This is a genomic window from Kitasatospora sp. NPDC051702, from assembly GCF_040681575.1.
Lineage (GTDB): Bacteria > Actinomycetota > Actinomycetes > Streptomycetales > Streptomycetaceae > Kitasatospora.
On record NZ_JBFAZB010000034.1, the window covers coordinates 38,786 to 52,617 of the forward strand.

At 74.0% G+C, this 13,832-nt stretch carries 14 protein-coding genes and 1 riboswitch; of the genes, 10 read left to right on the forward strand and 4 right to left on the reverse strand.

The genetic code is table 11. From position 1 onward, the window contains the following. Nucleotides 1-87 precede the first annotated feature (87 nt). Entirely contained in the window at nt 88-1,353 is a 1,266-nt protein-coding gene (locus AB0N04_RS25550; RefSeq protein ID WP_360212005.1) for a hypothetical protein, read from the reverse strand. A gap of 174 nt (nt 1,354-1,527) precedes the next feature. On the opposite strand from AB0N04_RS25550, the gene AB0N04_RS25555 reads away from it, so the two are divergent. Next, nucleotides 1,528-2,112, forward strand: a complete 585-nt coding sequence (locus AB0N04_RS25555) for a TetR/AcrR family transcriptional regulator (protein WP_360212003.1) — start codon at nt 1,528-1,530, stop codon at nt 2,110-2,112. 18 nt (nt 2,113-2,130) lie between these two features. On the opposite strand, the gene AB0N04_RS25560 is transcribed toward AB0N04_RS25555, so the two are convergent. Then, complete coding sequence (locus AB0N04_RS25560; RefSeq protein ID WP_360212001.1) at nt 2,131-2,592, reverse strand: Lrp/AsnC family transcriptional regulator; 462 nt, start codon at nt 2,590-2,592, stop codon at nt 2,131-2,133. A gap of 149 nt (nt 2,593-2,741) precedes the next feature. Here AB0N04_RS25560 and pdhA point away from each other — a divergent pair, with 149 nt between their 5' ends. The 4 genes from pdhA to AB0N04_RS25580 all read left to right on the forward strand — a co-directional run bounded on the left by pdhA (nt 2,742) and on the right by AB0N04_RS25580 (nt 8,209). Further along, nucleotides 2,742-3,881, forward strand: a complete 1,140-nt coding sequence (gene pdhA / locus AB0N04_RS25565; RefSeq protein ID WP_360211999.1) for a pyruvate dehydrogenase (acetyl-transferring) E1 component subunit alpha — start codon at nt 2,742-2,744, stop codon at nt 3,879-3,881. An 80-nt stretch (nt 3,882-3,961) separates the two neighbouring features. Beyond that, a complete protein-coding gene (locus AB0N04_RS25570) occupies nt 3,962-4,930 on the forward strand; it encodes an alpha-ketoacid dehydrogenase subunit beta (RefSeq protein ID WP_360212051.1) in 969 nt (322 codons plus the stop codon). Continuing rightward, nucleotides 4,930-6,237, forward strand: a complete 1,308-nt coding sequence (locus AB0N04_RS25575; protein WP_360212049.1) for a dihydrolipoamide acetyltransferase family protein — start codon at nt 4,930-4,932, stop codon at nt 6,235-6,237. Before AB0N04_RS25570 ends, AB0N04_RS25575 begins: the two co-directional genes overlap by 1 nt. 265 nt (nt 6,238-6,502) lie before the next feature. Then, entirely contained in the window at nt 6,503-8,209 is a 1,707-nt protein-coding gene (locus AB0N04_RS25580) for a globin domain-containing protein (RefSeq protein ID WP_363365338.1), read from the forward strand. A 54-nt stretch (nt 8,210-8,263) separates the two neighbouring features. Here the strand turns inward: AB0N04_RS25580 and AB0N04_RS25585 are convergent, their stop codons facing one another. After that, the gene (locus AB0N04_RS25585) at nt 8,264-8,806 is read right to left on the reverse strand and encodes an NUDIX domain-containing protein (RefSeq protein ID WP_360211995.1); all 543 of its coding nucleotides are present in this window, start codon (nt 8,804-8,806) and stop codon (nt 8,264-8,266) included. A gap of 218 nt (nt 8,807-9,024) precedes the next feature. Between AB0N04_RS25585 and AB0N04_RS25590 the strand changes: the two genes are divergently transcribed. Then, the gene (locus AB0N04_RS25590) at nt 9,025-9,450 is read left to right on the forward strand and encodes an SsgA family sporulation/cell division regulator (RefSeq protein WP_360211993.1); all 426 of its coding nucleotides are present in this window, start codon (nt 9,025-9,027) and stop codon (nt 9,448-9,450) included. An 89-nt stretch (nt 9,451-9,539) separates the two neighbouring features. Here the strand turns inward: AB0N04_RS25590 and AB0N04_RS25595 are convergent, their stop codons facing one another. Then, nucleotides 9,540-9,920 carry a phage holin family protein gene (locus AB0N04_RS25595; protein WP_360211992.1) on the reverse strand — a complete coding sequence of 127 codons (381 nt, stop codon included), beginning with the start codon at nt 9,918-9,920 and terminating at the stop codon, nt 9,540-9,542. A 164-nt stretch (nt 9,921-10,084) separates the two neighbouring features. On the opposite strand from AB0N04_RS25595, the gene AB0N04_RS25600 reads away from it, so the two are divergent. The 4 genes from AB0N04_RS25600 (at nt 10,085) to thiC (ending at nt 13,751) form a co-directional block, all read left to right on the forward strand. Further along, entirely contained in the window at nt 10,085-10,402 is a 318-nt protein-coding gene (locus AB0N04_RS25600) for a cupin domain-containing protein (RefSeq protein ID WP_360211990.1), read from the forward strand. Between the two features lie 92 nt (nt 10,403-10,494). Continuing rightward, entirely contained in the window at nt 10,495-11,163 is a 669-nt protein-coding gene (gene tenA, locus AB0N04_RS25605; protein ID WP_360211988.1) for a thiaminase II, read from the forward strand. A gap of 250 nt (nt 11,164-11,413) precedes the next feature. After that, nucleotides 11,414-11,614, forward strand: a complete 201-nt coding sequence (locus AB0N04_RS25610) for a DUF5326 family protein (RefSeq protein WP_360211986.1) — start codon at nt 11,414-11,416, stop codon at nt 11,612-11,614. 173 nt (nt 11,615-11,787) lie between these two features. Further along, a riboswitch (TPP riboswitch) is annotated at nt 11,788-11,923 on the forward strand. Continuing rightward, nucleotides 11,919-13,751, forward strand: a complete 1,833-nt coding sequence (thiC, locus tag AB0N04_RS25615) for a phosphomethylpyrimidine synthase ThiC (protein WP_360211984.1) — start codon at nt 11,919-11,921, stop codon at nt 13,749-13,751. Its footprint overlaps the riboswitch before it by 5 nt. Nucleotides 13,752-13,832 lie beyond the last annotated feature (81 nt).

A 13,832-nucleotide genomic window follows, 5' to 3' on the forward strand; every position in this document is an offset into this window, starting at 1 on the left:
AGAGGGTGCAGCGGTCGCGAATCCGGGAAGCGCGCGGGGGCGCGTCCGTCGCGGACGCGCCCCCGGGGGCCTGGAGAGGTGGTCGGTCTACGGAACGCCCAGCTCGAAGATGACGTACCCGGCGAACCAGCCCGAGGCGATCGCCCCGGTGCCCAGCACCGCCGCCAGCACCGGCCAGCTGAGCTTGCGCATCGCCACCGCCAGCGCGATGAACAGCGGGAACGCCGGCAGCAGGTAGCGCGAGACGTTGCCGAAGATGCCCAGGCTGCCGAGCACCGAGACGATCGTGGCCAGCGTGTAGGCGGTCAGCACCAGCGGCGGGCGCAGCCGGAACAGCAGCACCACCAGGGCCGGCAGGGTCAGCACGATCAGGGTCGCGAAGAGGTCCGGCACCGGGAACGCGAACGGGTAGTCGTTGCGCCCCAGCAGCACGCCCCGCATCGCCGCCCAGGTGCCCTGGCCCCAGTCGAAGTAGTGCAGCCAGGCGTCGTGCTGCAGCCGGAAGTAGCCGCCCCACTCGCCCATCCGCCAGCCCACCCAGGCGACGTAGCCGAGCAGGCCGACCGGGGCCAGCACCATCGCGGCCAGCGGGCGCAGCACGCCGCTGTCGCGCCGGTACAGCTCGACCAGCGCCGCCAGCCCGACCGCCCCGATCAGCGCCGCGGCCGTCGGCCGGTTCAGCCCGGCGACCAGGGTGATCAAGCCGGCCGCGACCCACTGCCTGCTCATCACGCAGTAGCAGGCCCAGGCGGCCAGCGCGACGAACAGCGAGTCCGAGTAGATCGCCCACTCGGCGCCCGAGCCCGGGGCGATCGCCCAGATCCCGGCCGCGATCACGCCCGCCTTCGGGCCGGCCATCCGGTCCACCACCGCGTAGATCCCGGCGGCGGCGAACAGCGAGGCCACCACCGACACCAGCATCCCGGCGCCGTACAGGCCGAGGCCGGTGACGTCCGAGGTCATCCGCATCAGGCCCGGGTAGAGCGGGAAGAACGCGGCGGAGTTCTGCTCGACGGTGAAGCCCACCGGGCCGTTCGGGACCGGGATCAGCGCGGGGTGGTAGCCGAACTCGGCCACCTGCTGGTACCACCAGCCGTCCCAGCTGGCCAGGACGTCCCACGGATTGGCACCGCCGCCGAACCGGGGGTGCTTCTTGATGTAGTCGCCGGAGAAGGAGAGCAGCTTCATGAAGACCGTGAAGCCGATCAGCTTCAGCACCGCGTAGCACCACACCGCCGGGCCGAACCGGACCACCAGGGCCCGGGCGTGCTCCCGCCAACCGCCGGGAACGCCCTCCGGCTCGTCGCTGCGCTGCTCGGGCGCGTCGGAGGCGACGGCCGGTATTGCGTTCATCGGACTGGACCCCACCTGCTGGACGTGGACGATCGTCCGCAGAGTCTAGGCCCTGCCCCTGAGAGCTGGTGTGGACCAGAGCCCGTGTGGAGCAGAGCCCGTGCGCACCGCGGCCGGTGCGCACCGGGCCGACCCGATCGCGTACGGCGCCGGGGGGCCGGGGATACTCGGGGGATGGCCGATCACACCACGCGCACCGCCTACACCGTCGAGTCACTGCTCGCGGTGACCGTCGACGTCTTCAACGAGCGCGGTTACGACGGCACCTCGATGGAGGACCTCTCCCGGGCCGCCGGGATCTCCAAGTCGTCCATCTACCACCACGTCCGCGGCAAGGAGGAGCTGCTGCGGCTGGCCGTCGGGCGGGCGCTGGACGGGCTGTTCGCGATCCTGTCCGAGCCGGCGGCGGTCGAGGGCCCCGCGGTGGAGCGGCTGGAGCACGTGGTGCGGCGTACCGCCGAGGTGCTGCTGGCGGAGCTGCCGTACGTGACCCTGCTGCTGCGGGTGCGCGGCAACACGGCCACCGAGCTGTGGGCGCTGGAGCGGCGCCGGGACTTCGACCACCAGGTCGCCGAGCTGCTGCGGGCGGCCGTCGCGGACGGCTCGCTGCGCGCGGACGTCGAGCCCCGGCTGGCCACCCGGCTGCTGTTCGGGATGATCAACTCGATCGTGGAGTGGTACCGGCCGGGCCTGCGCGGCGCCGACGGCGTCGCGGACGCGGTCGTCCACCTGGCCTTCGACGGCCTGCGCGCCCGCTAGCGCCGCACCCGGCGCCGCTCAGAGCGGGGGGACCTGGTCGGTCTCCTCGAAGATCAGCATGGTCCGGGTGCCGAGCACCTGCGGGATGGACTGGATGCGGTTGAGCACGAGCTCCCGCAGGGCGTGGTTGTCGGCGGTGTGCACCAGCAGCAGGACGTCGAAGTCCCCGCCGACCAGGGCGATGTGGGCGACCCCGGGGAGCTCCAGGAGCTGCTCCCGGACCGTCCGCCAGGAGTTCTGCACGATCTTCAGGGTGATGTACGCGGACGCGCCCTGACCTGCCCGTTCGTGGTCGACCCGAGCGGTGAAGCCGCGGATGACGCCGTCCTCGACCATCCTGGAGATCCGGGCGTACGCGTTGGCCCGGGACACGTGCACCCGCTCGGCCACCGAGCGGATGGAGGCGCGACCGTCCTGCTGCAGCAGCCGCAGGATCGACCGGTCGACCCGGTCGAGTCTGGACATCTGTTCAGCCGACATGACCCCCCACCCTCACCGATTGGACGCACTGCCACCAGTCGACCGCCGAACGGGCCGAATGTCCACCACCTTGTCACGCTTCTGGTCAAGATGAACAGACGACCGAACAATCGGTAGGGAGCCCCCGCCACCCCAGGAGGTGCCCCGAGATGACCGTTCTCGACCACAGACACCACACGGCGGTGCCCGGTTGGGAGCCCGGGGCCACCGCCCCGCGCTCCGATCCGGCCCCCCTGCTCCCGGACGCCTCCCCCGTCCGGGTGCTCGGCACCCCCGAGCTGGAGAAGTACGACCCGGCGCTGCTGCGCGAGCTCTACCGCCGCCTGGTGGTCGGCCGCCGCTACAACCAGCAGGCCACCACCCTGACCAAGCAGGGCCGGCTCGCCGTGTACCCGGCGTCCACCGGCCAGGAGGCCTGCCAGGTCGCCGCCGCGCTGGTGCTCGGCGAGCGCGACTGGCTGTTCCCCAGCTACCGGGACACCCTCGCGGTGGTCTCCCGGGGCGTCGACCCGCTGGAGGCGCTCACCCTGCTGCGCGGCAACGCCCACACCGGCTACGACCCGCGCGCCAGCCGCACCGCCCCGCTCTGCACCCCGCTGGCCACCCAGGCCCCGCACGCGGTGGGGCTGGCGCACGCCGCCCGGCTGGGCGGCGACCCGGTGGTGGCGCTCGCCATGCTCGGCGACGGCGGCACCAGCGAGGGCGACTTCCACGAGGCGCTGAACTTCGCCGCGGTGCTCCGGGCCCCGGTGGTCTTCCTGGTGCAGAACAACGGCTACGCGATCTCCGTGCCGCTCAGCGCGCAGTCCGCCGCGCCGACCCTGGCCCACAAGGCCGTCGGCTACGGGATGCCGGGCCGGCTGGTGGACGGCAACGACGCGCCCGCCGTGCACGGCGTCCTCGCCGAGGCGGTCGAGCGGGCCCGCACGGGCGGCGGTCCGACCCTGGTCGAGGCGCTGACCTACCGGGTCGAGGCGCACACCAACGCCGACGACGCCACCCGCTACCGCACCGAGCCCGAGGTTGAGGCCTGGCGCGAGCACGACCCGGTGCTGCTGATGGAGCGCGCGCTGCGCGGGCTCGGCGTGCTGGACGACGCGCTGGTGCAGGCCGCGGCGGACGAGGCGGAGGCGCTGGCGGCCCGGATGCGGGCCGAGTTCCACGCCGATCCCGAGCTGGACCCGATGTCGCTCTTCGCCCACGTCTTCGCCGAGCCGACCCCGCAGCTGCGGGAGCAGGCCGCCCAGTTGTCCGCCGAGCTGGCCGCCGAGGCCGAGGTGCAGCACTGATGCCCCCGACCTCCCACCCGTCGCCCGCCGCCCCGGCCCGGGCCGCCGCGGCCCGCCCCGCCGGTGCGCGCACCGCCACCATGGCGCAGGCGCTCAACGCCGCGCTGCGCGACGCCCTGCGCGAGGACCCGACGGTCCACGTGCTCGGCGAGGACGTCGGCGCGCTCGGCGGCGTCTTCCGGATCACCGACGGGCTGACCGCCGAGTTCGGCCCCGACCGCTGCCTGGACACCCCGCTGGCCGAGGCCGGCATCCTCGGCACGGCGATCGGCATGGCGATGTACGGGCTGCGCCCGGTGGTCGAGATGCAGTTCGACGCCTTCGCCTACCCGGCGCTGGAGCAGCTGTTCTCGCACGTCGCCAAGATGCGCAACCGCACCGGGGGCCGGCTCCCGCTGCCGATCACCGTCCGGATCCCGTACGGCGGCGGCATCGGCGGCGTCGAGCACCACAGCGACGCCTCCGAGGCGTACTACACCAGCACGCCCGGCCTGCACGTGGTCACGCCGGCCACGGTGGCCGACGCGTACGGGCTGCTGCGCGCCTCGATCGCCTCGGACGACCCGGTGGTCTTCCTGGAGCCCAAGCGGCTCTACTGGGGCAAGGACGGGTTCGATCCGGCGGTGCCGGTGGAGCCGGTCGGCCGGGCGGTCCTGCGCCGCCCCGGCACCTCCGCCGTGCTGATCACCTACGGCCCGTCGCTGCCGGTCTGCCTGGAGGCGGCCGAGACGGCGAAGGCCGAGGGCTGGGACCTCGCGGTGCTGGACCTGCGCACGCTGGTGCCGTTCGACGACGAGACGGTCTGCAAGGTGGTGCGCTCGCTCGGCCGGGCCGTGGTGGTGCACGAGGCGAGCGGCTTCGGCGGTACGGGTGCGGAGATCGCCGCCCGGGTCACCGAGCGCTGCTTCCACCACCTGGCGGCGCCCGTGCTGCGCGTGACGGGCTTCGACATCCCGTACCCGCCGCCGATGCTGGAGCACCACCACCTGCCCGGGGTGGACCGGATCCTGGACGCGGTCGCCCGGCTGCAGTGGGAGGACCGAGGATGATGCCCGTCGTGCGCGAGTTCAAGCTGCCCGACCTCGGTGAGGGTCTCACCGGGGCGGAGGTGGTGCGCTGGATGGTCGAGGTCGGCGAGGTGATCGCGGTCGACCAGCCGGTGGTGGAGGTGGAGACGGCCAAGGCCGTGGTGGAGGTGCCCTGCCCGTACGGCGGCGTGGTCACCGCCCGGTACGGCGAGCCCGGCGAGGAGATCGCCGTGGGCGCGCCGCTGGTGACGGTGGCGGTGGCTCCGTCGGACGGCCCGGTGCTGCCGGGGGAGCCGGCCGAGCAGGTGGAGCGGCCGCTGGTCGGGTACGGCGTGGCGGAGACCGGCAAGGGCGGTCGGCGGCGCCGGGTGGGGGTGCCGGCCGTGGGCGCCGCCGCCCCGGTCGCCGTGGCGACCGCCCCCGCCGTGCCGGCCCCCGCCCCCGTACTGCGGTCCGGCCCGGCCGCGCCCGCGGTGGTGCCGGTGATCTCGCCGCTGGTGCGGCGGCTGGCCCGGGAGCAGGGGGTCGACCTGGCCGGGCTGACCGGCAGCGGCCCGGACGGGCTGATCATGCGGGCGGACGTCGACCGGGCGGTCGCGGCGAAGGTGGCGGCCCCGGCCGCGCCCGCGCCGGACGGGCGGGAGGAGGTCGTCCCGCTGCGCGGCCTGCGCAAGGCGGTGGCCGAGAAGCTCAGCCGCAGCCGTCGGGAGATCCCCGATGCGACCTGCTGGGTGGACGCGGACGCCACCGAACTGATGGCGCTGCGGCGGCAGTTGAATGCCACGCCGGGCCCGAAGGTGAGCGTGCTGGCGTTGCTGGCCCGGATCTGCACCGTCGCGCTGGGCCGCTTCCCGGAGCTCAACTCCAGCGTGACGGAGGACGGTTCGGCGATCGTGCGGCACTCCGCGGTGCACCTGGGCTTCGCCGCCCAGGGCGAGCGGGGCCTGGTGGTGCCGGTGGTGCGCGACGCCCACGCCCGGACGACCGAACAGCTCGGCGAGGAGCTCGGGCGGTTGACGGCTTCGGCCCGGGACGGCTCGCTCTCCCTGGCCGAGCTGACCGGTGGCACCTTCACCCTGAACAACTACGGGGTGTTCGGGGTGGACGGCTCCACCCCGATCCTCAACCACCCCGAGGCGGCGATGCTCGGGGTCGGCCGGATCATCGCCAAGCCCTGGGTGCACGAGGGGGAGTTGGCGGTGCGCGAGGTCGTGCAGCTGTCGTTCACCTTCGACCACCGGGTCTGCGACGGCGGCACCGCGGGGGGCTTCCTGCGGTTCGTCGCGGACTGCGTGGAGCGGCCGGGGACGCTGCTGCGGCAGCTCTGAGGTCGTCTCCAGGGGCGGGGCGGCTCTGTCGGGGAGCCGTTCCGGCAGGTCGGGACGCCCCGGGCGCGGACTCCGTGCCCGGGGCGTCCGGCCGTAGGTCGGGTGAGAGTAGCGCGTCCCCGGCCCGGGTGTCCGGGCTTCGCGCGATTTGTCGGATGAGCACTTCGGGCGTGCCACGCTGCCTAGGCGTCAACAGGGACAAGCCAGGTGGTGGCACAGGCCGGCCGGAGGCGAAACGATTCTCTTGGGTACTCGAAATGTTGCGGTGAAGTCCCGCAGAACACTTCTGGTCCGCACCGGGCACGGCGCGGGGGGAGCCGCCTCCGTCCCGGGCCTGCCGGAGCTCCCGCCCGACGCGACGGTGGCGCGGACGCCCGGGGACGTCCTCGGGCCGGCACAGGGGGCCGCGCCCGCGCAGGCGTACGGGCCGGCGCCGGCGGCTCGGTACGAACGGCCGCCGATGCCGCTCGACCCGCCCGACCTCCCGCCCCCGGCCGCGCCGGAGGCGCCGACGGCCGTCCTGCCGGTGCTGACGGCGCCGTCCGATCCCGGTCCGCCGACGGCCGTCCTGCCGCCGGTGGCCGCCGAGCCGGTGCGGCCGGCCGTGCCCGAACCGCCGGCCCGGCCGCCGGTCGTCCCCGCGCCGAGCTATCCGGCGGCGGTCGCCGCGCCGCCCGCCGCCGCCGCGTTCCAGCCGCTGTTCACCGATGCCCCCGGCCTCAACTGGGCCGGCCCGGGCGACAGCTGGAGCCAGGCCTGGGCCGTCCAGACGCTCGCCGAGGGCCGGCCGGCCGCCCTGCCCGACCCGGCGCACAACCACTCGGCCGCCGAACTCCCGCCCACCGCACGGGACGTCGAACTGATCCGGGCCAGCCTGGCGGTGGTCGAGCCGCTCGCCGACCGGGCCACCGCGCACTTCTACGCGCTGATCTTCCTGCACCACCCCGAGGTCCGGGCGCTCTTCCCGGCCGCCATGGACGTCCAGCGCGACCGCCTGTTCCGGGCGCTGCTGGCCGCCGCCCGCAGCGCCGACGACCCGGAGGGCCTGCGCGTCTACCTGAGCGGGCTCGGCCGCGGCCACCGCCGGTACGGCACCCTGACCGGGCACTACGGGCCGGTGGGCGAGTGCCTGGTGCAGGCGCTGGCCCGGTACGCGGGCGGTCGCTGGGACGCCGAGACCGAGCTGGCCTGGCGCCGGGTCTACCGGCTGGTGTCGTCGATCATGATCGAGGCCGCCGAGGAGGCCGCCCGCACCTCGCCGCCGTGGTGGCAGGGCGAGGTGGTCCGGCACGAACGCCGCACCCGGGACGTCGCGGTGATCACCGTCCGCCCCGACCAGGCCTACCCGTACCGGGCCGGGCAGTACACCAGCCTGGAGACGCCCTGGTGGCCCCGGGTGTGGCGGCACTTCTCGTTCGCCTCCGCCCCCCGCCCGGACGGCCTGCTGACCTTCCACGTCAAGGCCGTCCAGGCGGGCTGGGTGAGCAACGCCCTGGTGCACCGGGCGGCGCCCGGCGACGTCCTGCGGCTCGGCCCGGCGGCCGGCTCGATGACCGTCGACCACGGCGCCGGGGCGGACCTGCTCTGCCTGGGCGGCGGCACCGGCATCGCGCCGATCCGCGCCCTGGTCGAGGAGGTCGCCGAGCGCGGCACGCCGGTGCGCAGCATGGACGTCTTCTACGGCGCCCGACGCGCGGCGGACCTCTACGAGCTGGACGGGTTGGAGGAGCTGGCCCGCCGGCACCCGTGGCTCACGGTGCGGCCGGTGCTCTCCGGCAGCGGGCCGTCCGGTGGCGCGATGACCGGCGAACTGCCCGAGGTGGTCGGCCGGTTCGGGCCGTGGACCGGTCGGCAGGCCTTCCTCAGCGGGCCGCCCGCGATGGTCCGGCGGGGCGTCGGGGTGCTGCTGCGGTCGGGCGTCGCGGCCGAGTGGATCCGGCACGACCTGGTCGGCGACCTCGCGGCGGGTTGAACGGACGGGAGCACGGACCGCCGAACGGGCCGGACGCCCGGCGGACCGGGAGCCCTAGCCCAGATCGGGTGCCAGCAGCGCGCGGACGCCCTCGATGTTGGCCGCCAGGTACGCCCGGAGCCGTGGCGGGACGACGTTGACGGAGGTCACGCCCTCGCGGGTGAACGGCAGCCGCACCACCTGGTACTCGCCGTTGGGCTCGTCCACCTCGGGCCCGTGCCGCCGGTCGAGGTCCATCGAGGCGAGCCGGCAGACGAAGAAGTGCTGCACCTTGACCCCGTGCGGGTGGAGCAGCGTGCCGTCGTCGTGGTGGGTGTGGCTGATGGTGTCGACGAAGGCGGGCACCACGTCGGTGATCTTGCCGCCGAGCTCCTCGTCCACCTCGCGGTGCAGCGCCTCGACCACCGTGCGGTCACCGCGTTCGACGCCGCCGCCGGGGGTGATCCAGTACGGGTGCGGCGAGCCCGGCCGGACCCGCCGGATCAGCACGATCGAGGCCGGGCCGTACGGGTCGGCCGGGTCGAGCTCCAGCAGGATCGCCCGCGCGGTGCGTTTGACCACCGGGCGGGGCGGCGGGATTCGGTTGGCGGGGCCCATGGCGACCTCCGGGGCGGGAGCGTTGTGCGGGAGTCTCCCGCGGGGCGGTCCGGGCGAAACCCGTCCGAACCGGTCGGTCCGCCCGAATGCCGCACGATCCGCCCGGTCGCCGTGCTCCCCGGCCCGGCGTCCCGGCGACACGTCAGCGAACCGCACGGCCGGCGGCCGGCGGACCGGCCGCACCCCACCGGCCGGGCAGAAGGAGAGGTACCGGCGCCATGCAGCAGAGCACCGTCCAGGCCCACCTCGAGATGAGCCTCGTCGTCTCGCGCGAGCTCTCCCTCCGCGTCCTGGCGGACCTGGAGTACCGGGCCGCCGACCCGTACGCCGTCCGCCTGACCTTCCACCTGTCCGGCGACGACCCGGTCACCTGGGTGTTCGCGCGCGGGCTGCTGCTGCACGGCCTCGGCCGCCCGTGCGGCGAGGGGGACGTCCGCGTCCACCCCGCCGACGGTGACCCGGACGAGCTCCGCATCGTGCTGCGCTCGCCGGAGGGCGCCGCCGTGCTGCGGGCCGCCGTGGCGCCGGTGCTCGCCTTCCTGGCGGGCACCGAACGGCTGGTGCCGACCGGCCGGGAGACGGCCGGGCGGGAGCTCGACGCCCAGCTCGCGGCCATCCTCGGCGGACGCGAGAACGCGGGCTGAGCGGCCCGCCGGGCCGGCACCGGGAACGAGAGGGGCCCGCGCCCGGGCCGTCACCCGGGTGCGGGCCCCTCGGGGGCCGGTGGAGGGGCTCAGTCGTCGTCCAGGGCCAGGTGCAGGCCCCAGGAGACCAGGCTGATGATCAGCGCACCGAGCAGCGCGGGAACGAAGCCGGTGACGTTGAAGTCCAGTTCCAGCTTCCCCGACGCCCAGGAGGTCAGCCAGAGCATCAGGGCGTTGATCACGAAGGTGATCAGGCCCAGCGTGAGGATGAACAGCGGGAACGAGAACAGCTTGACCAGCGGCTTGATGAGGAAGTTGACCAGGCCGAAGACCAGGGCGACGGCGAGCACCGTCAGCGTCTTGTGCTGCCAGTCGGCCTTGCCGTCGGCGAGTTGGATACCGGTGACGATCCAGGCGGCGACCCAGATGGCCACCGCGTTGATCAGTGTCTTGATGACGAAACCCTTCATGGCGCCCAAGAGTGGCAGGCCCCGAGGCCCGGGGGGAAGCTCCCCCGGCGTGCCTCCCCGCTCCCGGTGCCCCGCCCGGCGCCTCCCCGCGGACGGTCGGCGCCGCCTCCGGTGGTGTTGAATGCGAGCGACCCCACCACGGACGGACGAGGGAGGACGGCGGCGTGAAGCTGTTCCGGTTGGACGAGCTGGACGCCGAACGCGCGGCCAACGACGGTGCCTACCTGCGGTTCCTGCGCGAACCGCGGATGTCCGCGGGGCTCTACGCGCTCGCCCCCGGAGCGACCGACCCGCAGACCGCGCACGACCAGGACGAGATCTACCAGGTGATCAGCGGCCGCGCCGAACTGAGCGTCGGCGCCGAGACCGCCACCGTCGCGCGCGGCACCGTCGTCTACGTCCCGGCCGGCACCCCGCACCGCTTCCACCACGTCACCGAGGAACTCCGGGTGCTGGTGGTGTTCTCGCCGCCGGAGGCCTGAGCCGGCCGGCCGCCGCTCCGGGCCCGCCCCGGCCACCGGCTCCGGCGACCGGCCCCGGCGGTGATCCACGGGGCACGCCTTAGGGTCGGGGCATGAGCATGAGCCTGACGGAAGAACTCTGGGCGGCCATCGAGCCGGTGTACGCCGAGATCCTCGCCCACCCCTTCATCGGCGGCCTCACCGACGGCACCCTGCCGCGCGCCGCCTTCCGCCACTTCGTCGTCCAGGACTCGCACTACCTGCGCGACTACGCCCGGGCGCTCGCGGTCTGCGCCGCCAAGGCGCCCGGCGAGGCGGACGTGCGGGCCTTCGCCGACGACGCGGTCGGCGCGCTGGCCGCGGAGCAGGGCATGCACGCCGAGTTCATGACGGCCTTCGGCGACAGCGCCGAACAGGCCGCCGCCGAGCCGGTGCTGCCCACCACCCGGGCCTACACCAGCTACCTGCTGGCCACCGTCTACGGCGGCTCCTTCGCCGAGGCGGTCGGCGCGGTGCTGCCCTGCTACTGGATCTACGCCCGGGTCGGGGAGGCGCTGCTCGCCCAGGGCTCGCCCGATCCGCTGTACGCCAAGTGGATCGCCACGTACGGCGACGAGGCCTTCCAGTCCGTGGTGCGCCGGGTGCTGGCGCTCACCGACCGGCTCGGCGAGGAGGTGTCCCCGGCCGAACGGCGCCGCGTGGTCGAGCACTTCGTCACCACCTCGCGGTACGAGTGGATGTTCTGGGACGCGGCCTGGCGCGGGGAGCGCTGGCCGGTCTGACGGCCGGCCGGACCGCGGCCCGGGCCTTCCGGGGCCGCTCCCGGGGGGCTCCTCCGGGGGCCTGTCCGGGAGTCCTCCCCGGGCCCTGACCAGGGTTTCCCCGGTCTCCGGGTCGGGGTGATCTCCGGGTTCTCTCCGGGCTGCGGGCCCTCGTTCCGGCACCCCGGCCCCCGTACGATCGAAGTACCGAAAGCAAGCGGGAGACGGCACCGGACAGGCAGCCGACCCCACGGGGAGAGAAGGAACGGACATGGCTGAGCTCTGGAAGTCGCTGCCCTCCTGGGTGCGCAACATCGTCATCCCGGTGCTGGTCCTGGTGCTGCTCTGGAACGTCGTGGGATTCGTCTTCGGCGTCGTGGGCGCCCTGCTGGCGATCGTGATCAAGGTGCTGGTGGTGGTCGGCATCGCCGCCGCCGTGGTGGTCCTGGTCAAGAAGGCCGCCAAGGGCTGAGACCGGCACCCCCGAGGCCCGGTACCCCGCGCGGGGTACCGGGCCTCCGGCGTTCCCGGCCGCCGCGCGCCCGGGGGCCCGGTCCGCCGGTCCCGCCCCGCCGTCCGTGGACCCCCTCTGGACCTGCGGCGATCGGCTCGCTACGGTGTTGGGCGTCATGTGCAGGCAACACCGCCTGTGGACGCGGGAGCTCGGAGCACCGGGCTGAGAGGACGCTGACCGGACCGTCGACGGACGGACCGACGGCTGCGTCGACCGCAGGAACCTGGACCGGGTAATGCCGGCGTAGGGAGTATGAGGTCAGATGACCACGTTCGACGCACAGCCGAAGTCTGCCCGCAGCACCGACGCCGACGGCTCCGCCGTCACCAGCGCGGGCACCGGCTACCCCACCCCGGCCTGGCGCAAGGCCTACCGCGAGGGGTCCCGGCCCGATCTGCGGGTCCCGTACCGCGAGGTGCAGCTCACCAACGGCCGGACCGTCCCGCTGTACGACACCTCCGGCCCGTACACCGACGCCGCCTACGAGCCCGACGTGCGGCGCGGCCTGCCCGCCCTGCGCGACTCCTGGATCCGCCAGCGCGGCGACGTCGAGGAGTACGACGGCCGGGAGGCGCGCCCCGAGGACGACGGCATCAAGCACACCTCGCCGCGCGGCGGGAACCTGCGCAACCTCGACGCCGTCTTCCCCGGCCGCCCGCGCCGTCCGCTGCGCGGCCGCGGAGGTGCCGCCGTCACCCAACTCGCCTATGCCAAGCGGGGGGTGATCACCCCGGAGATGGAGTTCGTGGCACTGCGCGAGGGGCTGGCGCCCGAGTACGTGCGCGACGAGGTGGCCCGCGGCCGGGCCGTCATCCCGGTGAACGTGAACCACCCCGAGGTGGAGCCGGCGATCATCGGCACCAACTTCCTGGTGAAGATCAACGCCAACATCGGCAACTCCGCCGTCACCTCCTCGATCGAGGAGGAGGTGGAGAAGATGACCTGGGCCACCCGCTGGGGCGCCGACACCGTCATGGACCTCTCCACCGGCCGCAACATCCACACCACCCGCGAGTGGATCCTGCGCAACTCCCCCGTGCCGATCGGCACGGTGCCGCTCTACCAGGCCCTGGAGAAGGTCGACGGCAGGGCCGAGGAGCTCAGCTGGGAGGTGTACCGGGACACCGTCATCGAGCAGTGCGAGCAGGGCGTCGACTACATGACCGTCCACGCCGGCGTGCTGCTGCGGTACGTCCCGCTGACCGCCCGCCGCAAGACCGGCATCGTCTCGCGCGGCGGCTCGATCATGGCCGCCTGGTGCCTGGCGCACCACCAGGAGAACTTCCTCTACACGAACTTCGAGGAGCTCTGCGACATCCTGGCGGCCTACGACGTCACCTTCTCGCTGGGCGACGGCCTGCGCCCGGGCTCCATCGCCGACGCCAACGACGAGGCGCAGTTCGCCGAGCTGCAGACCCTCGGCGAGCTCGGCCGGATCGCCCGCGAGCGCGACGTCCAGGTGATGATCGAGGGCCCCGGCCACGTCCCGATGAACAAGATCCGGGAGAACATGGATCTCCAGAAGGAGATCTGCGACGAGGCGCCGTTCTACACGCTCGGCCCGCTCACCACCGACGTCGCCCCCGGCTACGACCACATCACCTCGGGCATCGGCGCCGCGATGATCGCCTGGTGGGGCACCGCGATGCTCTGCTACGTCACGCCCAAGGAGCACCTGGGCCTGCCCAACCGCGACGACGTCAAGACCGGCGTGATCACCTACAAGATCGCCGCCCACGCCGCCGACCTCGCCAAGGGCCACCCCGGTGCCCAGGCCTGGGACGACGCGCTCTCGGACGCCCGCTTCGAGTTCCGCTGGGAGGACCAGTTCAACCTGGCCCTCGACCCGGAGACGGCCCGCGAGTTCCACGACGAGACCCTTCCCGCCGAGCCGGCCAAGACCGCGCACTTCTGCTCCATGTGCGGCCCGAAGTTCTGCTCGATGAAGATCTCCCAGAAGATCCGCGACGAGCACGGCGACGGCTCCACCGCCGTCGCCAGCGGGTTCGACGCCGAGGCGCTGGCCGGCATGCAGGCCAAGTCCGAGGAGTTCGCGGCCCAGGGCAACCGGGTCTACCTCCCGCTGGCGGACTGACTGACGGTGGGTGTCGGGGCGCTGCGCCGGGGTCCCTGAAGGGGCCGTCCGGTGCCGCGCCCGCGAACGTCCGGGCCTGCA